This window comes from Streptomyces sp. E-08, from assembly GCF_049913095.1.
In the GTDB taxonomy this organism is placed as follows: Bacteria; Actinomycetota; Actinomycetes; order Streptomycetales; family Streptomycetaceae; genus Streptomyces.
This window is the reverse complement of sequence record NZ_CP183971.1, coordinates 7,802,224-7,822,275: the sequence shown is the minus strand read 5'-3', so window position 1 is coordinate 7,822,275 and position 20,052 is coordinate 7,802,224. Positions and strand designations below refer to the sequence as shown.

The following is a 20,052-nucleotide window of genomic DNA, read 5'->3' as shown; positions in this document are numbered from 1 at the left end:
CTCCGTGCCCAGGTCTGCGTCGACCGACCGAAGCACCACCACGACAGGAATGAGGAGATCAACCATGAGCCAGATCCTCGCGCTCCAGACCCTGGACACCGAGCAGGAAGCCGACGCCTTCGTCGCCCCCTGCTTCAGCGTCGCCTGGAGCATCACCGACATCTTCCCCGAGCCGATGTAGCAAGCCGTCACCCGCGCGGGCCGGAACCGGTGCTCCTGGCACCGGTCCCGGCCCGGCCGCGCTCGCGCGTTCGACGGCCGACCATCGATCCACAACGGCGCAGCGGGGTGCCGTTTCCTTCGTTCGTGTCGCGGACCATACTGGTCGGGCCCTGATCGCCCACCGAACGGTTCCATGGCCAAGAACAGCACTTCATCGACCACCGTCCCCGACACCGCCTGGCTCGCGCGTGGGCGTCACCTCGGGCCCGAGCCCGAGCGGGACGTCCGGCGCAACCTGCTCGCCCTCAAGGCGGCCCGGGTGATCGACGACTTCCTGGACCTCGACCCCGTCGAGGCGGCGCGTTCCACCGACCTGTACCCCCGGGGCGAGTCCGCCGACCCGGGCCCGTCCGCCCGCCGCCTCTTCGAGGCCCGCTGGCGCGTGGCCGACAACGTCACGGTGCGCGCACAGCTGACCACGTACGAGCCCGAGTCCCGCCGTACGAAGGGCGAGGGTGTCGCCTGGGTCCTCGCGGCCGAAGCCGAGAGGGCGTGGGAAGCGAGCTGGCCCTCGCCGGCCACCATGTTCTGGCCCGACAGCGACCAGGTCGCATGGGACCACGAAACGGTGCCGGACGTACGCCTGCGGGCGGCGAACCACCTGCCGAAGGACGACGACGAGTTGCGCCGCCTGTTGCGGGCCTGCACCCGGCAGAGCTGGTTCATCCATGTCGTCGTGCACGAGGCGATGACGCCGGACGCCCTGGGACGCCGGCCGATCACGGCGTTCCTGCCACCGAGCCTGCGGCACCGCGTGGTCGAACACCGGGCCACGCCGGAGCAGGCGCTGATCGCCGACTTCGTGATGAAGCGTGAGCTGGGGGTGGGGATGCCGCGCGGCGGCGCCGTCGTCCTGCCCCCGACACCGCAGGCCGTCGCATACGACGCGGAGCGGTTCACGATTCGCGACGTCTTCCTGGACGGCACGGAACCCACCAGGCTCCTGGACAAGATCAAGGAGTTCGCCTCACTGCCCCAGCCCATGCCGGCCGAGGCCGAACGGGTCCTGACCCGGCTGCGCGAAGGCTGGCACCTGCTCACCCCCGACGAGGAACTGGCCCACGCACGGGCCATGGTCACCAAGTACGCCGAGGCCCTCGAAGCCATGACCGCATCCTGCGACCTGTACCGGGAGGCCGCCGAGTCGGCACTCGACGCGCTCGCGGAGGCGACCGACCGCGACGGCGCACCCCGGACGACATCTCCGGCGACGACCGGGGACGACCCCTCGCCCTGGAAGAGCCTCACGAAGACACTCGCCCGCTTCCGCGGCCCGAACCCCCAAGCGCCGGACAGGCAGGTCCAGCAGCGTCCGCACGACCAGTAGGACTGGCGACCGGTATCGGTCGCTGCCGCCGAGTACGCCGCCGAAGCCTTCCCCGCCTGGGCGGTACCCGACCGCTCGGTGCGGTCGGGTACGACGACGGCGTACCGGCGGCCGGGGCGAGTACCTGGCAGAGCTCCAGGCCGGACGCGGTCGATGGGGTGTCGGCCGGCCGGGCGCGGCACGGCACGTCAGGTCGTCAGGCACCGGACCGAGGACTGGAGGCGTGGTGACCGCTCGTCGGGAGGCGCTCAGGGGCCGGAGTACGCCCATATGGCGACGCTTGATGCCACGTTAGGTATCGAATGAACTACGCCAAGTCGCCAGTCGGGCCGAGGAGGCTGACGGTGGGCACGTCGCTGCGTTCGAGAAGCCGACAGACAGTCAGCCGACGCACGCGACGAAAGGAAGTCTTCGATGCGCTCTGCCCGCATTCTCTTCGCTGCGACGGCCGCCGCCGGCACCCTGGCGCTCGTCGCACCCACCGCCTACGCCAGCACCGCGGGCGACTGGGACAAGGACGAGCAGTCCCACAGCCAGCAGCAGGAGCACGACAAGCCGCACGGCGGGGTCCACACCGGCTCCGGCGCCCTCTCTCTCGCCGACGGCGACGACTGGTCCAAGGGCGACCAGGAGAAGGGCGACCACGACAAGGGTGACCACGACAAGGGCGACCACGAGAAGCCGAAGGGCGGCATGCACACCGGCTCCGGCGCCCTCTCCCTCGTCAACGGCGACGACTGGTCCAAGGGCGACCAGGAAAAGGGTGACCACGACAAGGGCGACCACGACAAGGGCGACCACGAAAAGCCGAAGGGCGGCATGCACACCGGCTCCGGCGCCCTCTCCCTCGTCAACGCCGACGACTGGTCCAAGGACAAGGAGACCGAGAAGGAGAGCGGCTCCAAGCCGGAGAAGGAGAACGGCTACAAGCCGGAGAAGCCGTCGGGCGGCATGCACACCGGCGGTGGCGGCCTCGCGGACACCGGCGCGAACGTGACCGGCGCGCTGGTGGTCGCCGCAGGCCTCGCCGCCTTCGTCGTCGTCCGCCGCAGGAAGGCCGCCGGCAACGCCTAGCAGTATCCGGACGTGGGGGCCCGTCACAGCGGCGCCCCCACGTCCGGCCCCGTACGGAACTCCGCCCGCATCCGAAAGGTGTCCTCCGGTGACGACCCCACCCGACCCCGTCAGCACGGGAACATCCCGACGCACCGCGCGATGGGTCGTCCGAGGCGTGTTCTGGGCCGTAGCACTGGCCGTGCTGCTGTACGCCTTCGGCGGGAAGATCTTCACTTCGGACGCGACCTCCCCGACCACGCCCCCTGTGCCCTCTGCGACGGAGCAGGCCCCGGCAGCCGCACCACAACCCGCTCGACCGCACGCCTCTGCCTCGTCCCGACCCGGCGAGACCACGGTGAAGAGCCTGGCCATGCCCCGCTCCGCCCCCGTTCGGCTGCGGATCCCCAAGATCCGCGTGGACGCCCCCTTCACGGGGTTGAAGATCGGCCCGACCGGTGCCCTGGACCCGCCTCCGGCGGACGACACGAACCTGGTCGGCTGGCAGAGCTCCGGGATCTCGCCCGGTCAGCGGGGCACGGCGGTCATCGCAGGCCACCTGGACACGAAGACCTCCCCGGCGGTCTTCGCGCGCCTCTCCGAGCTCTCGCCCGGGGACAGCTTCGAGGTCGACCGCGACGACGGCACCACCGCGGTGTTCCTGATCGACTCGGTGGAGAACTTCGACAAGGACGACTTCCCCGACAAGCGCGTCTACGAGGACACCCCCGACGCCCTGGCCCGGCTCATCACGTGCGCCGGTGCCTACAACCGCACGGCGCGCGACTACACGGAGAACCTCGTCGTCTTCGCCCATCTGGACACCGTCGCCTGACCCGGCACCGCCGGCCGCCGCACCGCAGCGTCCGGCGCCGGGCTGCCCTTCCGCACGGGAAGGCCGGCCGGGGTGCCGGCCGGCCGCGTTCTCGCCGCCCGCAGGATCGGGCTCGGGCGGCTCGGCAGGCGGGAAGGTGGACTTCGACACCGTCTTCAAGACCGAGGAGAAGTTCAAGCAGACCGGTCGGCCTCATCGCACCGCCCCTGCACGGGCCGGGAGGCGCCGACGCGCCACGCGGCTCTAGAGGCCGATGTCGCGGCGGTTCATGTCGTCGAGTGATTCTCGGCGTACGAGTGTGCGCGCGGTCGTGCGGCAGCGCTCCCGGACCTCCTCCTCGTCCAGTACGTAGACGGGGCCGCCGAACCGGGCCGCCGCCTCGGCGAGCGACACACCGGCGACGGTCACGTCGCCGCTGAGCCCGGGGCGGGTGGAACGCGGCCAGATCGACAGGCCGTCGGTCTCGGGCGACGCGGGCGACGGCACCTGGGATGCCGTGAGGGGCCGGGACACGACGTCTCCTCAGCCGATCAGGAGGTTGATGCACGAGAGGGCGGCGGCGACGCCCGCCACCCGCAGGACGCCCACGTGCCGGGGGTCCCAGGTCCGCCAGGAGCCCTCGTCGCCGGGGGGCTTCGAGACCCCGGGAGCGGCGAACTGCGGGTCGACGGTGAGGGCCGTGACGCCCAGGGGCGTCACGAGGGCGCGCAGTGCGGGCTCGGAGAGCCTGACGCAGGCGTGGTCGGGGCCGAGGGTGGCGGCGAGTCTGGCCTCGGAGGTGAATCCGACGGCCGTCCGGCCGCCGAGCGGGGTGCGGAAGAGGCGAGCGGAACAGCCCGCGGGTCCCGGCCGGACGGGGACGAGAAGAGGTCCGGCCGGGACGCGTTCGGAAGGCTCGGGGTCCTCGGAGTGCTCGACTTCGGACATGGCGGTGCCCCTCGAAGAAGGAGAAGACGACGTGGAGTCACGCGGCCGCTCTGCCGTGCGCTCCGAGATGAGGCTATGCCCACCGGACCGGGGTCCGGCCACCTCCCTGACGCGCGCTTGACGCCCTGGGCCGGCCTCCTGACGCCCTCCTGACGGACCCGGCGGAAGGGCAGGGGCCGGGGAGACGCCGGCCCCGCGCCGTTCAGCGGCCGTGCGTCATCGTTCGGCGTGGGCCGTGGACGCGGAACGCAGTCTGAGGGTGACGATCTGGAACGGGCGCAGGGTCAGGGACACCCGGCCGGCCGCGGTCCGTCGGGCGGCGGGCTCCTCTCCGGGGGCGAGCGGGCGTTCCAGGAGGTCCGTCACGGTGGCCGACTCCAGCGGGAAGCCGGTGGTCAGCAGGGTCGTGGCCCGTCCGCCGTGTGCCTCGTAGAGGCGTACGACGACGTCGCCGGTGCGGTCGTCGGCGAGTTTCACCGTGTCGACGACGACGGCGTCGTCGTCCGTGGCCACCAGGGGTACGACCTGCGCCGGGGCGCCGGGCACGGAGCGCTCGGGTACGTTGAAGCCGTATCCCTCGCGTACCGCGTCCGCGATGTCGGCGCCGATCACGAACCCGTACCGCAGGTGGTGCCGGCCCCGGTCGGAGTCCGGGTCGGGGTAGCGCGGGGCGCGGAGCAGCGAGAGGCGGACCGTCGTGGTGGTGCCGCCGTCGGGGCGGACGTCCCGTGTGACCTCGTGCCCGTAGGTGGAGTCGTTGACCACAGCCGCGCCCCAGCCCCGTTCGCCGACGTGGAGGAAGCGGTGGGCGCAGAACTCGAACTTGGCGGCGTCCCAGCTGGTGTTGGTGTGGGTGGGGCGCTGGACGTGCCCGAAGGGGATCTCCGCGCTGGAGTGGTCGGCCCGTACGTCGAGCGGGAAGGCGGCCTTGAGGAGCTTCTCGTTCTCGTTCCAGTCGATCTCGGTGTCGATGTCCAGGCGCCGGGATCCCTCCCCGAGGGAGACGAACTGCTCGATCCGGGAGTCGCCGACGGTCCGCACGATCCGCACGCCGTCCGGCTCCGCCCGCACCGACTCGGCGTCCCGGAGGTCGTGCACGGTGTTGCGGTAGAAGGCGTCGATGTCCCAGGCGTCGTACTCGTTGGGGAAGTCCTGGTGGAGCTGGAGGAGGTTGGCCGCGGCTCCGGGGGCCAGGGCCTCGCGGGCCGCCGTGAGGTCGTACGCCGAGGTCACCAGGCCCCGGTCGTCGATCCGGACGCGGACGAGTCCGTTGTCGAGGAGGTGGCCGCCCTCGACCGGTACGGGAGCCACCGGGCCGGCCGGCGAGCCCGTGCACGGTGACGCGCCGAGGGCGGGGATGCCGTCGCGTGTGAACGGGGACGCGTTGAAGACCACCTTGTTCTCGCCTTCCCCCGCCAGCGCGCGCTGGGCGGCGGCGACGATCGACTCCAGCTCGGCGGTGACCGCCGCGTGGGTCGCCTCGGCCTCGCGGTGCACCCAGCCGATGGAGGAGCCGGGCAGGATGTCGTGGAACTGGTGCAGCAGGACCGTCTTCCAGAGCCGGTCGAGGGTCTCGTACGGGTACGCGAACCCGGTGCGGACGGCCGCGGTGGCAGACCACAGTTCGGCCTCCCGGAGCAGGTGCTCGCCGCGCCGGTTGCCCTGCTTCGTGCGCAGCTGGCTGGTGAGCGTGCCGCGGTGGAACTCCAGGTACAGCTCGCCGAGCCACACCGGGGCGTCGGGGTACTCCGCGTGTGCCCGCTCGAAGAAGGCGGCGGGGCTCTCGACGGCGACCCGCGGCGAGCCCTCCAGGTCCTCGACCCGGGCCGCGCGGGCCAGCATCTCGCGGGTGGGGCCGCCGCCGCCGTCTCCGTAGCCGAACGGGAGCAGTGAGCTGTTGGCCGCCTCCCTGTCCTGGAAGTTCCGTACGGCGTGGGCGAGTTCGGCGCCGGTGATCTCGGCGTTGTACGTGTCGACGGGCGGGAAGTGGCTGAAGATCCGGCTCCCGTCGATGCCCTCCCACCAGAAGGTGTGGTGCGGGAACCTGTTGGTGGTGTTCCAGGAGATCTTCTGGGTGAGGAACCAGCGCACGCCGGCGAGTTTCATCAGCTGCGGCATGGCCGCGTTGTACCCGAAGGTGTCGGGCAGCCACATCTCGGTCGTCTCGACGCCGAACTCGTCCAGGTAGAAGCGCTTGCCGTGGATCAGCTGCCGGGCGAGGGCCTCGCCGCCGATGATGTTGGTGTCGGGTTCCACCCAGAGGCTGCCGACGGGCAGGAACTGTCCGGTCCTCGCCTTCTCCTGGACGCGGCCGTAGACCTCGGGTCGGTGTTCCTTGAGCCAGGCGAGCTGCTGGGCCTGGGACATGGCGAAGCGGAAGCCGGGGTGGTCGTCCATGAGGTGGGTGACGTTGGAGAGCGTCCGGGCGACCTTGCGCACGGTCTCGCGCAGGGGCCAGAGCCAGGCGGTGTCGATGTGGGCGTGTCCGACGGCGGACATGCGGTGGGCGCTGGGGGCGGCGGGAGCCGCGAGCGCGGGGCGGAGCACCTCGCGGGCGGCGGTGGCGCTGCCGGACACGTCCTGCAGGTCGATGCCGTCCAGGGCCCGCTCGATGGCCTGCTGGAGCTGCCAGCGGCGCGGCTCGGCCTCGGGGAGTTCGCGCATGAGCTCGCCGAGGACGTCCAGGTCCTGGGCGAGTTCCCACACCTCGCTGTCGAAGACCGCCAGGTCGAACCGGAGCAGCTGGTAGAGCGGGGCATCGGTGGCGCCGGTGCCGCTCAGCCAGGAGGGACGGTCACCGGTGCGGGTGGGTGCGTGGCTGTCGTTCAGGTTCGGATTGGCGGCGGCCTCGACGTAGTACGTGAACTCCTCGCCGCCGACCGCCGGGTCGGCCACGGGGATGTAGGCGTTGCGGGGGTTGAGGGCCTTCACGACGGTGCCGTCCGCGCGGTGGACCAGGCCCTCGCTGGAGAAGCCGGCCCCGGTGAGGTTGAAGCCGATGTCGACGACGGCCTCCACGCGGCGGCCGGCCCACTCCTCCGGCACCCTGCCGCTGATCCGGAACCAGCTGGTGGTCCACGGCGGCCCCCAGCGGTGGCCGAGCGTCACCGGCTCGTACGGTGCGGCCAGGCCGTCGGCGACGGGTACGGGTTCGCCGGGGACGTTCCAGATCGCGATGTCGAGCGGGACGGTACGGGCGTGGACGGCGGGCCTGATCCGCTGGTCGAGGACGCGGGCGAGCCGCTGCTCGGTGAGGCGTTGCCTGCTGTGCATGGATGTCTCCGGAGTCGTAAGGGAAATGAGGTCAGCGGCCGTGGCGCGTCACGCCGTCCACCACACCGTGGTGTGCCCGGGCAGGGTGAACGCCTCGCCGGGCGGGCCTTCGACGGCCTCGATCGGGGAGCTGGAGAGCAGCGGGCGCCCGACCGAGGGGATGATCAGTACCCCGTCCGCCGTGTTGGCCGTGCAGACGAAACCCGGCCGCCGGAAGGCGAGGACGCCGTGGGGCGCGTCGTCCCACTCGACGGTGTCTCCGGCGCCGAGGCCCGGGTGCCACCGGCGCAGGGCGAGCGCCGCACGGTACAGCTCCAGGGTCGATCCCGGGTCTCCTGTCTGGGCCTCGACGCTGAGGGTTCCCCAGGCCTCGGGCTGCGGCAGCCAGCTGCCGCCGGTTCCGAAGCCGTACGAGGGGCCGGCGAGGGTCCAGGGAATCGGCACCCGGCAGCCGTCGCGGAATCCGTCCGTCTTCCCGCTGCGGGCGAAGGCCGGATCCTGGCGCACGTCGTCCGGCAGGTCGGTGACCTCGGGGAGGCCCAGTTCCTCGCCCTGGTAGAGGTACGCGGAGCCGGGCAGCGCGAGCATCAGGAGCGTGGCGGCGCGGGCCCGGCGCAGACCGAGGGCGCGATCACCCGCACGCGGGCACTGTCCCTCGGGCTGCGGACCTGCGAACCGTGTGGCGTGCCTGCAGTGGTCGTGATTGGACAGCACCCACGTCGCCGACGCCCGCACCTTCCGTACGGCCTCCAGCGAGGTGTCGACGACCCGCCGGATCTCCTCGGCGTCCCAGGAGGCGCCCATGAGAGCGAAGTTGAACGCCTGGTGCAGTTCGTCGGGGCGTACGTACAGGGCGGTGCGTTCCTCCGTGGGCGCCCATACCTCGCCGACCGCGATCCGCTCCCCCGGATACGAGTCGAGGACCCGGCGCCACGAGCGGTAGATCTCGTGGACGCCGTCCTGGTCCCACATCGGCGAGGCCTCGGTGCCGAGCATCCTGCGCTGGTCGGTGCGGCCGATGTCGGGCAGCCCTTCGGCCTTGACCAGGCCCTGGGCGACGTCGACCCGGAAACCGTCGACTCCCCGGTCGAGCCAGAATCGCAGGATCGAGTGGAAGTCGTCCCGTACGGCCGGCTGGTCCCAGTCGAAGTCGGGCTGCTCGGGGGCGAAGAGGTGCAGGTACCAGTCGCCGGGGGTCCCGTCCGGGTTCTTCGTGCGGGTCCAGGCGGGGCCGCCGAAGACGGAGGTCCAGTCGTTGGGAGGCAGCTCCCCGTTCTCGCCCTTTCCGGGGTGGAAGTGGTAGCGGTCGCGGTACGGCGAGCCCGGTCCCTCCTCGCGTGCGCGCCGGAACCACTCGTGCCGGTCGGAGGAGTGGTTGGGCACGAGGTCCACGATCACTCGAATCCCGAGCTCGTGGGCGTCCCGGATCAGCTCCTCGGCGTCCGCGAGGGTGCCGAGGGCGGGCTCCACGGCACGGGGGTCGGCGACGTCATAGCCCGCGTCCGCCTGGGGGGAGGCGTAGAAGGGGTTCAGCCACAGGGCGTCGACGCCGAGGTCCCTCAGATACGGCAATCGGCTGCGGATGCCGGGGAGGTCGCCCATGCCGTCGCCGTTCCCGTCGGCGAAGCTGCGCGGGTACACCTGGTAGACAACGGCTTCCCGCCACCATGCCGGTGGAGGTGCCGCCGGAGCGACCCTGTCGGAAGCATCGGATGCGTACGGGGACATCGTCTGTCTCTCTCGGCAGAAGGTGGTGGTGTGTCGACGGGGCGGCGGCCTCAGTCCTCGACGGGTCCCAGGTCGGGTGTGCCGCGGAGGTCCACCGTCCGGGTCGTGGAGCCGTGCAGTTCGAGGACGGTGATCTCGTTCCGTCCCGCGCGCAGGACCGGGGCGGGGACGTAGAGCGTGGTCTGCGGGCCTCGGGACCAGTAGCGGCCGAGCGCGAAGCCGTTGATCCACATCAAGCCCTTGGTCCAGCCGTCCAGGGCGATGAAGCCGTCGGCCGGGCGGGCGATGTCCACGTGTCCGCGGTGGAAGGCCCGGCCGACCGGGGGCGCGGACGCGTCGAGGGCCCCGGTCGTGCACCTCCTCGACGCGGAGCACGGTGCGGCCGGCGGCCGGGAGGGTCGTCTCGTGCAGGACGAATCCGAAGGACTGGCCGAGCTGTTCCATGGAAGTGGGGCAGGTCGAGACCTCCGTCCGCGCGGAACTCGCCGCGCCGGGGCGCGTGCCGGTTCCACGGGACGTAGGTTTCGACCGTGTTGAGCCCCAGCAGCCTCGCCTTGTGGAGCCGGTCGGTCCACTGCTCCGGGTGGACGCGGAAGGAGTGCAGTCCACCGGGGATGATGCGGAACGGTCGGCCGTCGAGACGGAAGCCGTCTGCGGCGATCTCCAGTCGAGGCACGGCTGTGGTGCTCCTTGGGTCGGTGCCGCCGTCCGTGCGGATGTGCCGGTGCGCCGGTGCGCCGGTGCCTGAGGCTGTCGGTCAGGCTCGGGGGGCGGAGAGCGCCGTCAGCCCTTGAGGCCGGAGTGGGCGATGCCTTCGACGATGTGGCGCTGGGCGACCAGGAACATGACCACCAGAGGGGTGATGGTCACGACGGCGCCCGCGAACAGGCCGGGCAGGTTGATCGTCTGCGCCGTGAGGAAGGTGGACAGGGCGATCTGTGCCGTCCAGGAGGACGGGTCCTGCCCGATGACCAGGGGCCACAGGAAGGAGTTCCAGCTGTCGATGAAGGCGAGCGCGCCGAGGGAGGCGAGCATGGCTCCGGACGACGGCAGGGCGATCCGGCGGTAGAGGCCGAGCCAGCCGAGGCCGTCCAGGCGGCCCGCCTCCTCGATCTCGCGGGGGAACTGCAGGTAGAAGTTGCGGAAGAGCAGGACCGCGAAGGGGTTGAAGAGTCCGGGGGCGATGATGCCCCACAGGGTGTTGACGCCTCCGAGCGAGCCCACGACGACGAAGGTGGGCACGAAGGTCGCCGAGCCGGGGATCATGAGCGTGGCCAGGACGAGGCCGAGCACGACGCCGCGTCCGGGCACGGGGATGCGGGCGAGCGCGAAGCCCGCGGCCGAGGCCAGCAGGGTCGACACCGGGGCCGTGATGGCCGCGATCAGCAGGGAGTTGCCCAGGGACCGGCCCATGTCCACGGCGGGGTCGTCGAACAGGGAGGTGAAGTTCTCCCAGTGCATCGTCGAGGGCCACCAGGTCCACTCCGGCGCCGTCAGCGTCCGCGCGTCCATCAGCGCGTTGCGCAGCATCAGGTAGAAGGGGGTGAGGAACACCACCATCAGAATCCCGGCCAGCAGGCCGCGCACGGGGCGCCGCAGGGAACGGGCTCCCTCTCGTACGGTCGTCACCGCGCTCACTCCTCGCTCTTTCCGAAGCCCGTGACCCGCCCCTGGACCAGGGTCACTCCGACGATCAGGGCCGTGAGGACGAAGGCGCCGGCCGATCCGAGACCGTAGTTCTGGGCGCCCATCGCGGTGTCGTAGAGGTAGGTCAGCGGGGTCTTGACGGGCGCGGTGCCCGATCCGGACATACCGCCGCCGAACAGGTTGTAGAACTCGTCGAACGCCTGGAACGCCGCGATGAACAGCAGCATCAGCACGGCCACCGAGGTGTTGCGCAGCATGGGCAGGGTGATCCTGCGCAGCAGACGAAGCCCGGTGGCTCCGTCCAGGGCGGCGGCCTCGTACAGTTCCTTCGGGATCGCCTGCAGGCCGGCGAGGAAGAGCACCATGTAGAAGCCGACCTGGAGCCACAGGCGCAGGGTCACCAGGGCGATCCAGTACAGCGGGGGCGAGCCGCCCTGCAGCCAGGGGACGGCCTCCATCCCGAACCAGTCGCCGATCATGTTGGCGATGCCCGCCGGCATCCCGCTGAACAGGGACATCTTCCACACCAGCGAGGCCGCGACGTACGAGACGGCGGCCGGGATCAGGAACGCGGTCCGCAGGACGGCCCGGCCCCGCCGGATCCGGTGGACGAGGAGCGCGAGGCCGAGCGAGGCCGCGAACGTGATCGGCACGATGAACAGGGTGAACAGCAGGATCTTGACCAGGGAGCCCTGGAAGACGGCGTCGCCGAGCAGCTGCCGGTAGTTGTCGAGCCCCACCCAGTCGCCGAGCGCGATGGTGCCCTGGGCGTCGCTGAGGCTGAGCAGGAAGCTCCAGGCGATGGCGATGTACTTGAACACCCCGAGGCCGATCAGCATCGGCGCGGTGAGCAGGGCGAACGCGCCCCAGGAGCGCAGGTCGGTGCGGCGATCGCGGGGCCGGGCGGGGCCCCGCGGTGTGACCGCGGGGCGCCCTGCCTTCTCGGAGCGTGGTCCGGAGTGCGTGGTGGCGTTCATCAGGACAGCTGCTTGTCCACGGCGGCCTGGGCCTGCTTGGCCGCGTCGGCCAGCAGCGGGGCGGCGTCTCCCTGGCCGGTGACGATCTTCGCGACGGCGCCGGCGAACGGGGTGCCGGAGGCGGAGTCCCAGGTGTTCGGGTTGCTCCTGCCGTACTTCGCGGCCAGCTCGACGGCCTCCTTGGCGGTGCCCTTGCTGAGCTTGGCGGCCGTGGCGGCGACGGACCTGCGCGGCGGGACGTGGAAGCCGTAGCCCTCGGCCCAGTCCTGCTGGAGCTTGGTCTGGTCGATCCAGAGCCACTTGACGAACCTCTTGGCCGCGTCCACGTTCTTGCCCTTGGCGTTGACGCAGCTCGTCCAGCCGCCGACCCGGAGGACCGGGCTGCCGCCGGCCTTGAAGGCGGGCCAGGGCAGGATGCCGAAGTCTTCGCCGAGCGCGTCCACGATGGCGGGCATGGCCCAGAGCCCGGTCCACTGCATCGGCACGACGTCCTGGATGAAGGCCGAGGGGTCCCACCAGTCGGTGGTGAAGCCGAGCAGCACGGACTTGTCGTCGTGCAGGCGCTTGAGGCCCGTGATGGCCTCGACGGCCTGGGGAGAGGAGAAGGCGATCTTGCCGTCGGCGACCAGCTCGCCGCGGTTGGAGAACACCGAGAGCGCCGGAGTCTCGCCGACTCCGTCGTTGCCGATGAACAGCCCCTTGCTCTTCTTGGTGGTCAGCGCCCTGGCGGCGGCGACGAGCGCGTCGTAGGTGGTGGGCGGGGTGATCCCGGCCTTCGCGAGGGCGCTCTTGCGGTAGTAGAGCATCTGGACGTCGTCGATCATCTTGACGCCGTAGAGCTTCCCGTCGACGGTCACCAGGTCGCGGCCGCCCTGGTTGAAGTCGTCCTTGGCGCTGCCGTACTCGGCGTCGAGCGCGGCGACCTGGCCACGCCGGGCGAGCCCCTGGGTGAAGTCGCCGTGCTCGAAGACGTCGGGTGCGGCGTCGGTGAGCAGCGAGGCGTTCAGCTTGGCCGTGTAGTCGCCGGGCACCCAGGTGACCTTGACCGCTATGTCCGGGTTGGCCTGGGTGAACTCGGTGGCGTAGCGGGTGAGGGCCTGCTGGGTGCCGACCTCGCCGTAGGCGTGGGACCAGACGTTCAGGGTGGTCTTGGCCCCGGACGAGGAGCCGCCGGTCGGGCTGGTGGTGCAGCCGATCGCCGTTCCGGCGACGAAGAGGAGGGATCCGCCGAGGAATCCTCTGCGGCTAAGCTGGGCTCTCTGTGCGCTCATGTCGTTTCCTCGCGTGGTGATGGGGGCGTGCGGGTTGCGTTGTCCGGCGGGGCCGGTGTCCGACGATCACGGCTGGCAGGCGGTGACGGACATCGGTCACGTCGGTGACGTGGTCCGGTGACCGGGGTCCCGGTCACACGGCGTTCTCAGGGTGACCGTTCGTCGCGGTCCGTGGCGGCCCTACGGGAAGAGCGCCTGGATGCTGACGACGGCCGCGGCCCGGGCCCATTCCTCCCAGGGAAGGGGCCGCAGGGTCAGCGGGCATTTCGCGGCCGCTTTGAAGCAGTGGGCGGCGTACGCCTCCCTGATGTGCACTCCGAAGAGGTCGTAGGTGTCGAGCCCTTCTCCGGTGACGACGACGCGTTCGGGGCCCAGGAGGCTCACTAGGTTGGCGATGCCGACACCGATGGCCTTGCCGGCCCGGGCGAAGGCCTCCCGCGCGGCGGGCTCTCCCTCACGGGCGAGGCGGACCGTGCCGTCGAAGTCGAGGTCGGTGCGGCTGGTGGCCCGGCGCACCGTGGTGAGGATGGCGTCGCTGGAGGCGATCGCCTCGACGCAGCCGATGGAGCCGCAGTGGCAGCGCGGTCCCGCGGGATCGACGCTGATGTGGCCCATCTCGCCGGCCACCCCGTAGGCCCCGTCGACCAGTTGGCCGTTCACGACGATGCCGGAGCCGATGCCCGCGCCGATGGTGACCAGCGCGAAGTACTCGGTGCCGATGCCGTCGCCGAACCAGTGCTCCGCGACGGTCAGGGCCTTGACGTCGTTGGCGATGGTGACGCTGAGCCCGGTGGCACGGGCCACGTCCTCGGCCAGCGGCACGTCGCGCCACCCGGGGAGCACCGAGTAGCGCACGCGCCCACCGGGCCGGTCGACGTCACCGGACACGGCGATGCCCAGGTGCCGGGTGCGGGGCCTGAACTCCGGCTCGGTGTCGAGGAGTTCGTCGACCAGCTCGGCGATCAGGGCACACACCGCCGCCGGGCCGCGGTCACCCAGCGGCCGGCTCGCGTGGACGCGAGGCCGGGACCGCAGGTCGCACACCGTGCCGTACAGGGTGTCGGCGCTGATCTTCACTCCGACGAAGAACTCCCGGTCGGGGGTGACGGACAGCGGGTTCACCGGGCGTCCGGCCCCTGGAGCGGTACGCTCCGGTGGGAGTTCGTGCAGGTAGCCGTCGTCGATCAGGGGCCGGGCGGCCTTGGTCACCGCGGTCGAGGACAGCCCGGTGCGGCGGGCCAGTTCGACCCGGCTGAGCGGGCTCTCGGCCAACAGCAGGCTCAGGATGGCGGTTTCGGCCGGCGCGGTGACCAACGGCCTTGTCTGGTTCGGAAACACGGCGGCAACGTACCGGTAAATAAATAAGTTCGTCCAGTATTGATTTTCGCGAACCGGCCCCCCTACCCTCGGGTCACTTCCGCGTCTCTCCGGAGGCTTTGCCGACGGCCGTCCGCCCGCCGCGCGCCACTGCTCACGTTCGCCCTACACCTCTCTGGGATCACACGTGTCTCGAACGTCCTCGACCGTCTCGTTCGACCGCTCCCTCGGGCTCGCGGTCCTCCGGACTCCCCACAGCATGTACGCCGTTCGCATCGGGGCCGACGGCAGCCCCCGGCATCTGTACTGGGGACCCGGCCTCGACGTCGCGGAACTCGGGGCGCTGCCCGACGTGGTCTCCCCCGCGTCCAGCAGTTTCGAGGCCGACGCCGCGCCGGACGAACTCGCCCCCGAGACCGGAGCGCGCTTCGGGCCCGCGGGCCTCCAGGTCCGCTTCGCCGACGGCACGCGCGGCGCCCAGTGGAACTTCACCGGCCACCATGTCGACGGCGGCGAGCTGCGACTTCGCCTTGCCGACCGCCACTACCCGCTGACCGCCGAGCTCTGCTACCGGGTCCGCCCCGACAGCGACGTCATCGAACGCTGGACGGAACTCACCCACACCGGGAGCGCGGACTCCGGCCCGATCGCGGTCGCCCGGCTGGACTCCGCCTCCTGGACGGCGCCGGCCCTGCCCGACTACCGGCTCAGTCACCTCGCCGGCGGCTGGAACAGCGAGTTCCAGCTGCACCGCGACCGGCTCCCGGTCGCCGAGACCGTGCTCACCAGCCGCCGCGGCGTCACCAGCCACCACGCCAACCCCTGGCTCGCCGTCGACGACGGCACCGCCGGCGAGGAGGACGGCGAGGTCTGGAGCACCGCCCTGTCCTGGAGCGGAAGCTGGCGCATCACCGCGCACCGGGATCCGGTCGGCCGCACCACCTGGACCGGCGGCTTCGGCCACGAGGGAGTCGGCTGGACGCTCGGCCCGGGCGAGACCCTGCGCACCCCGGCCTTCGCGGGCCTGTACACCGACGGCGGCTTCGGTGCCGCGAGCCGCGCCTGGCACACGTACCTCCGTACCCACGTGCTCCCCTCCCCCGACCGGGACCGGCCCGTCCTCTACAACTCGTGGGAAGCCACCGGCTTCGCCGTCGACCACCCCGGACAGCTGCACCTGGCCCGCCTCGCCGCCCGCGTCGGAGCGGAGCTCTTCGTCGTGGACGACGGATGGTTCGGCGCACGGACCAGCGACCGGGCGGGCCTCGGCGACTGGACACCCCGGCCCGCGGCCTTCCCCGACGGCCTGCGGCCGCTCGCCGACGAGGTGCACCGCCTGGGCATGGACTTCGGGCTGTGGGTCGAGCCGGAGATGGTCAACCGCGACAGCGACCTGTACCGCGCCCACCCCGACTGGGTCGTCCACGCACCGACCCGGGACGCCACGGAGCTCCGCAACCAGTTGATGCTGAACTTCGCCCGGCCCGAGGTCGAGGCGTGGGCGCTCGGGACCCTGGACCGGCTGGTCCGCGACAACGCGGTGGACTGGCTCAAGTGGGACGCCAACCGGGTCGTCACCGAAGCGGGCTGGCCGGGACATCCCGACCCCGACCGGCTGTGGATCGACCACACCCGCGCCGTGTACCGCGTCATGGACCGCCTCCGCGCCGACCACCCGGGACTGCGGATCGAGGCCTGCGCGGGCGGTGGCGGGCGGGTCGACCTCGGCGTCCTCGCCCGCACCGACCAGGCCTGGACCTCCGACAACACCGACCCCGTCGACCGGATCGCCATCCAGGACGGCTTCAGCCAGCTCTTCCCCGCGCAGTCCATGGCCGCCTGGGTGACCGACAGCCCCAACGTCACCACCGGCCGCGCCACCCCCCTGCGCTTCCGCTTCCACGTGGCGATGGCCGGGGCGCTCGGACTCGGCGGGGACCTCACCCGCTGGTCCGAGGAGGAACTCGACGAGGCGGCGGTGCTCGTCGCCCGCTACAAGGAGATCCGCCCCCTCGTCCAGCACGGGCGGCAGCACCGCCTCAGTGGCCCCGCCGGCGTGACGGGCGTGCACTACGCCTCCGAGGACGGCGCCGAGCACGCCGTCCTCGCCTGGCGCCCCGCGACCCGCTTCGGCCACGCACCCGCCGCGCTCGCCCTGCCGGCGCTGGACCCCGCGGCCCGGTATCGGGACCTGGACGAGGGCACCGTCCACATCGGCGCCGTCCTGGCCCGGCACGGAATCGATCCCGCCCTGCCCGAGGGCGACTACGCCAGCCGGTTGATCCGGCTTCGCCGCACGGCCTGAACAGCCGTGGTCACTCCCACCGGGCTCTCACAGGTGCAGCGTGCCCCTGAGGGCCCGGTGGGCGAGCGGCGCGTGACCGTGCAGACGGCGGAACGCGGTGCTGAAGGCACGGACGTCGGCATAACCGCAGGCCTGGGCCACCTCCGTGACCGAGGCACCGGCGTCGAGGAGCAGGGCCGCGCCCAGATCGAGCCGCATCCGGCGCAGGCTCGCCATCAACGAGCCACCGGTCTCGTGCCGGAACAGCCGCTCGGCATGGCGCGCCGACAGGTGAACGGCGGCCGCGACGTCCCGGACCGTCACGGGCCGGGACAGGTTGTCGGCCAGATAGCGCTGCATAGCCGCCACTGCGGGCGACAGCCGGGGCGCCGCGGGCGATCGCGTACACAGGTCCTCCTCGGCCGCGAAGGCCCGCGCGGTGTCCACCACGAGTGCGGCCCCGAGACCGGAGAGCACGGACTCGTACCCGGACCGCACCGGAGCGGCGTGCTCGCCGAGTGCCGTGACCAGGGACGCCAGCGAACCGATGCGCCGTGACACCGTCGGCCTGGTGATGTCGGTGAGCCCCGACCACCAGCCCCGTTCCCCGGGACTCGGGGCGTCCTTCCCGGCCCGCAGGGCAAAGCTCCAGAAGGCGATGCCCAGCGGGTCCGTGTGGCTCGACTCGATCTCGTGCACGTCACCGGGCCGGGCCAGGAAGACGTCACCGGCCCCGACGTCGTGATGCTCGGCGCCGGTGCTGAACCGCCCGGCGCCCCCGTAGGCGAGGCAGACCTCGTAGAAGGAGTGCCGGTGCCAGTAGTTGCGCCAGGGCGACTCCGGATAGAAACCCCAGCTGAGGAAGTCGACCTGAAAGGCCCCGGCCCGGCAGGTCTGCAGCACACCGCTCAGCTCGGTGAACGAGCCGGCGTCCGCCACGCTCCTCAGGTTCAACCGGATCTCCTGCCCGTGGGGTCGACGCCGGCCAGCATCATGCCCTGGCCCCGCGAGTGGTCGTGCGCCCGGACCGCCGGCGGATCCGCCGGGTCCCGGAACTGCACCAGCCAGGTGGTGCGAGCCTCGCCGCTGAGGTTCACACCGGAGGCGTGGACGGTCAGGTACGAGAAGAAGAGCACGTCACCGGCCTCGGCGGGAAGCGGCACGGTCGCGTCGAACGACACGTCGGGAAGGTGGTGCCCGCCGTCCTCCACGTGCTCCAGAGGGCCCTGGCGGTGGCTGCCCGGCACGATCCGGACGCAGCCCTTCTCCTCCGGGGCGTCGTCCAGGTGGAAGATCGCGGCACCGACGCGGTGGTGGGTGTGCGGGAAGAACGGATGGTCCTGGTGCGGGGGAAACGGCGACCCGTTCTCCGGCGGCTTCACGAACAGCTTCGTGTGGTGCAGCTGCACGTTCGGCCCACCCAGGACCGCCGCCGCGACGCGAGTGAAGCGTTCGTCCGTCAGCAGCCGGGAGAACGCCGCGGAGTGGAACTGCACGTCGTGCAGGTGCCGCAGCCGGGTCGGCGTTCCGGCCGCCACGCCGGCCGCCGAGTCCCAGGTCGCGTTCTCGTCGTCGTCCAGCGTGGCCAGCGCGTCGTGGGCGCTCTGGCGGTAGGCGGCCGCCTCCTCCCTGCTCAACAACCCCTTGGCGAGCACGTACCCGTGCTCGTCGTATTGACCGGCCAGGGCCGCGAGTTCGGCCCTTCCCCACGTCACCGTCACTGTCTTCCTCCCACGTCCCGACCGGTCGGAGTGCCGCCGGGTTCGGGAACGACACTAGGTATCGGGCCCGTGCCCGCTGTAGGCCCGCGACGGACGGGGGTGTTCGCGAGACGGACACGGGCCCCTCGCCGCAGACCGGTGGGTCGGCGCGCGAAGACACGGGTGACGGAGGGTCAGTAGACATCCGTGGGGCGGGAGCCGGGTAGCGGGGAGATCGGCATGACGGGGTTGCCGAAGGGCCGGCGCCAGTCGCCGGTGCCCGCGTAGGTCTGCAGGAAGCGGCTGGAGTACATGCCGATCAGGTCGGCGTGCCCGTCGCGGGGGGTGAGGTCGCCGATGCCGATGAGCACCGCGTACGCGTTCCAGCCGCTGCCGACGCGGGTGCGCGGCACGAACGTGCCGTCGCCCTTGCCGAGGTAGAGCCAGAGGACACCGTCCTTGCCGCGGGCGACGAGGTCGCCATGGGCCGCTCCGCCGAGGTTCCCGGGGACGACGAGCTTGTTGTAGTCGCCCCAGCCGCCGCCGATCCTCTTGCGCGCGGAGAAGGGCGCGTTCGCGTTCCCGGTGCCGGGGTAGAGCCACAGGACGCCGGTCCTGTCGGTCGCGAGGAGGTCGTTCCGGCCGTCGCCGGTCAGCTCGGAGCCGCCGGCGAGCTTGTCGTACACCTGCCAGCCGCTGCCCACGCGGACGCGGGCGCCGAAGGGTGCCTTGAAGTCGGCCTTGCCCTCGAAGAACCAGAGGACGCCGGTCCTGTCCCGGGCGACGAGGTCGTCGTTGCGGGTGCCGCCGAGGTTTCCGGTCGCGGTGATCCGGTCGTACGTGTTCCAGCCGGGGCCGATCAGCGTCTCGCGCGCCCGTTCGAAGCTGGCGAGGTCCCTGATCTGCCGGGCGTCGTAGAGAGAGGTAGCCGTTGCCCTCGCGGACGAGGACGTCCGGTGAACCGTTGCCGTCGAAGTCGCGGGGCCGGGGCGCGCGGGTGAGGGTGAAGGAGCCGGTACGCACGACGGTCGGGCCGATGCCGTTCGCGGGCGTGGCCGTCAGCTTCCAGGTGTAGGCGCCGTTGTAGGCGCGGTAGCCGTCGTCGAAGCGACCGTCCCAGGTGACAGCGGGGTGCGACCAGTTTCCGCCGGGCCAGTGGGAGTTCGGCCGGGCGGTCCGGCCCGAGGCGGTGTGCGTCAGCGTCAGGTCCAGCGTCGCGTTGGAGCGGCTGAGCTTCATGGCGGCCGTCAGCTCCCCGCCCGCGCGGTCGAAGTCGAAGGTGCCGGTGGGCGGCAGCGTCTCTTCGAGGACCGTGAGGGCCGTCGGCCGGCCGGAGCCGCGGACGAGGGTGGCGGCGGGCTTGCCGGTGACCCCGTCGGGGGCGATCCGGTAAAGGCCCTCGCCGTGCGCGAGGGTGCCGCCGAGGACGAGCAGGTTGCCGTCCTGGTCGTAGGCGGTGGATGACGCGTGGTCCAGGAGCGGGAACGTTTC

At 71.7% G+C, this 20,052-nt stretch carries 17 protein-coding genes; 4 read left to right on the top strand and 13 right to left on the bottom strand.

Features of this window, described 5'->3' with window-relative positions; all coding sequences use genetic code 11:
* Positions 1 to 355 precede the first annotated feature (355 nt).
* From ACN9MM_RS35850 to ACN9MM_RS35840, 3 genes are all read left to right on the top strand, one after another.
* A complete protein-coding gene (locus ACN9MM_RS35850; RefSeq protein ID WP_426367930.1) occupies positions 356 to 1,549 on the top strand; it encodes a hypothetical protein in 1,194 nt (397 codons plus the stop codon).
* Positions 1,550 to 1,963: 414 nt separating this feature from the next.
* The gene (locus ACN9MM_RS35845) at positions 1,964 to 2,623 is read left to right on the top strand and encodes a hypothetical protein (protein WP_426367929.1); all 660 of its coding nucleotides are present in this window, start codon (positions 1,964 to 1,966) and stop codon (positions 2,621 to 2,623) included.
* Positions 2,624 to 2,711: 88 nt separating this feature from the next.
* Positions 2,712 to 3,437 (top strand): class F sortase, encoded by a 726-nt coding sequence (locus tag ACN9MM_RS35840; protein ID WP_426367928.1) that lies wholly within the window; start codon positions 2,712 to 2,714, stop codon positions 3,435 to 3,437.
* Between the two features lie 243 nt (positions 3,438 to 3,680).
* Here ACN9MM_RS35840 and ACN9MM_RS35835 read toward each other — a convergent pair whose 3' ends face one another.
* The 10 genes from ACN9MM_RS35835 to ACN9MM_RS35790 form a co-directional block, all read right to left on the bottom strand.
* A complete protein-coding gene (locus tag ACN9MM_RS35835; RefSeq protein ID WP_426367927.1) occupies positions 3,681 to 3,950 on the bottom strand; it encodes a hypothetical protein in 270 nt (89 codons plus the stop codon).
* Between the two features lie 9 nt (positions 3,951 to 3,959).
* Positions 3,960 to 4,364: an SAV_915 family protein gene (locus tag ACN9MM_RS35830; protein WP_426367926.1), complete on the bottom strand. Its 405-nt coding sequence runs from the start codon at positions 4,362 to 4,364 to the stop codon at positions 3,960 to 3,962.
* A 216-nt stretch (positions 4,365 to 4,580) separates the two neighbouring features.
* Positions 4,581 to 7,637, bottom strand: a complete 3,057-nt coding sequence (locus ACN9MM_RS35825) for a glycoside hydrolase family 38 C-terminal domain-containing protein (RefSeq protein ID WP_426367925.1) — start codon at positions 7,635 to 7,637, stop codon at positions 4,581 to 4,583.
* Positions 7,638 to 7,685: 48 nt separating this feature from the next.
* Positions 7,686 to 9,365: a glycoside hydrolase family 13 protein gene (locus ACN9MM_RS35820; protein WP_426367924.1), complete on the bottom strand. Its 1,680-nt coding sequence runs from the start codon at positions 9,363 to 9,365 to the stop codon at positions 7,686 to 7,688.
* A 50-nt stretch (positions 9,366 to 9,415) separates the two neighbouring features.
* The gene (locus tag ACN9MM_RS35815; protein ID WP_426367923.1) at positions 9,416 to 9,658 is read right to left on the bottom strand and encodes a hypothetical protein; all 243 of its coding nucleotides are present in this window, start codon (positions 9,656 to 9,658) and stop codon (positions 9,416 to 9,418) included.
* Positions 9,598 to 10,041 carry a beta-galactosidase gene (locus tag ACN9MM_RS35810; protein WP_426367922.1) on the bottom strand — a complete coding sequence of 148 codons (444 nt, stop codon included), beginning with the start codon at positions 10,039 to 10,041 and terminating at the stop codon, positions 9,598 to 9,600. Before ACN9MM_RS35810 ends, ACN9MM_RS35815 begins: the two co-directional genes overlap by 61 nt.
* Positions 10,042 to 10,148: 107 nt before the next feature.
* Entirely contained in the window at positions 10,149 to 10,994 is an 846-nt protein-coding gene (locus ACN9MM_RS35805; protein ID WP_426367921.1) for a carbohydrate ABC transporter permease, read from the bottom strand.
* Positions 10,995 to 10,999: 5 nt separating this feature from the next.
* Complete coding sequence (locus ACN9MM_RS35800; protein ID WP_426367920.1) at positions 11,000 to 11,989, bottom strand: carbohydrate ABC transporter permease; 990 nt, start codon at positions 11,987 to 11,989, stop codon at positions 11,000 to 11,002.
* Entirely contained in the window at positions 11,989 to 13,260 is a 1,272-nt protein-coding gene (locus tag ACN9MM_RS35795; protein ID WP_426367919.1) for an ABC transporter substrate-binding protein, read from the bottom strand. Before ACN9MM_RS35795 ends, ACN9MM_RS35800 begins: the two co-directional genes overlap by 1 nt.
* Before the next feature lie 180 nt (positions 13,261 to 13,440).
* A complete protein-coding gene (locus tag ACN9MM_RS35790; RefSeq protein ID WP_426367918.1) occupies positions 13,441 to 14,574 on the bottom strand; it encodes an ROK family protein in 1,134 nt (377 codons plus the stop codon).
* A 262-nt stretch (positions 14,575 to 14,836) separates the two neighbouring features.
* Between ACN9MM_RS35790 and ACN9MM_RS35785 the strand changes: the two genes are divergently transcribed.
* Positions 14,837 to 16,882, top strand: a complete 2,046-nt coding sequence (locus ACN9MM_RS35785; RefSeq protein ID WP_426368916.1) for an alpha-galactosidase — start codon at positions 14,837 to 14,839, stop codon at positions 16,880 to 16,882.
* 27 nt (positions 16,883 to 16,909) lie between these two features.
* On the opposite strand, the gene ACN9MM_RS35780 is transcribed toward ACN9MM_RS35785, so the two are convergent.
* From ACN9MM_RS35780 to ACN9MM_RS35770, 3 genes are all read right to left on the bottom strand, one after another.
* Positions 16,910 to 17,815 (bottom strand): helix-turn-helix domain-containing protein, encoded by a 906-nt coding sequence (locus ACN9MM_RS35780; protein ID WP_426367917.1) that lies wholly within the window; start codon positions 17,813 to 17,815, stop codon positions 16,910 to 16,912.
* Positions 17,812 to 18,576, bottom strand: a complete 765-nt coding sequence (locus ACN9MM_RS35775) for a phytanoyl-CoA dioxygenase family protein (protein ID WP_426367916.1) — start codon at positions 18,574 to 18,576, stop codon at positions 17,812 to 17,814. Before ACN9MM_RS35775 ends, ACN9MM_RS35780 begins: the two co-directional genes overlap by 4 nt.
* Positions 18,577 to 18,755: 179 nt before the next feature.
* Entirely contained in the window at positions 18,756 to 19,265 is a 510-nt protein-coding gene (locus tag ACN9MM_RS35770) for an FG-GAP repeat domain-containing protein (protein WP_426367914.1), read from the bottom strand.
* Positions 19,266 to 20,052 lie beyond the last annotated feature (787 nt).

Coding starts and splice junctions, on each gene's coding strand:
- ACN9MM_RS35795 (WP_426367919.1), bottom strand. CDS start 13,260: ATGAGCGCACAGAGAGCCCAGCTTAGCCGCAGAGGATTCCTCGGCGGA.
- ACN9MM_RS35820 (WP_426367924.1), bottom strand. CDS start 9,365: ATGTCCCCGTACGCATCCGATGCTTCCGACAGGGTCGCTCCGGCGGCA.
- ACN9MM_RS35800 (WP_426367920.1), bottom strand. CDS start 11,989: ATGAACGCCACCACGCACTCCGGACCACGCTCCGAGAAGGCAGGGCGC.
- ACN9MM_RS35830 (WP_426367926.1), bottom strand. CDS start 4,364: ATGTCCGAAGTCGAGCACTCCGAGGACCCCGAGCCTTCCGAACGCGTC.
- ACN9MM_RS35850 (WP_426367930.1), top strand. CDS start 356: ATGGCCAAGAACAGCACTTCATCGACCACCGTCCCCGACACCGCCTGG.
- ACN9MM_RS35785 (WP_426368916.1), top strand. CDS start 14,837: ATGTACGCCGTTCGCATCGGGGCCGACGGCAGCCCCCGGCATCTGTAC.
- ACN9MM_RS35825 (WP_426367925.1), bottom strand. CDS start 7,637: ATGCACAGCAGGCAACGCCTCACCGAGCAGCGGCTCGCCCGCGTCCTC.
- ACN9MM_RS35845 (WP_426367929.1), top strand. CDS start 1,964: ATGCGCTCTGCCCGCATTCTCTTCGCTGCGACGGCCGCCGCCGGCACC.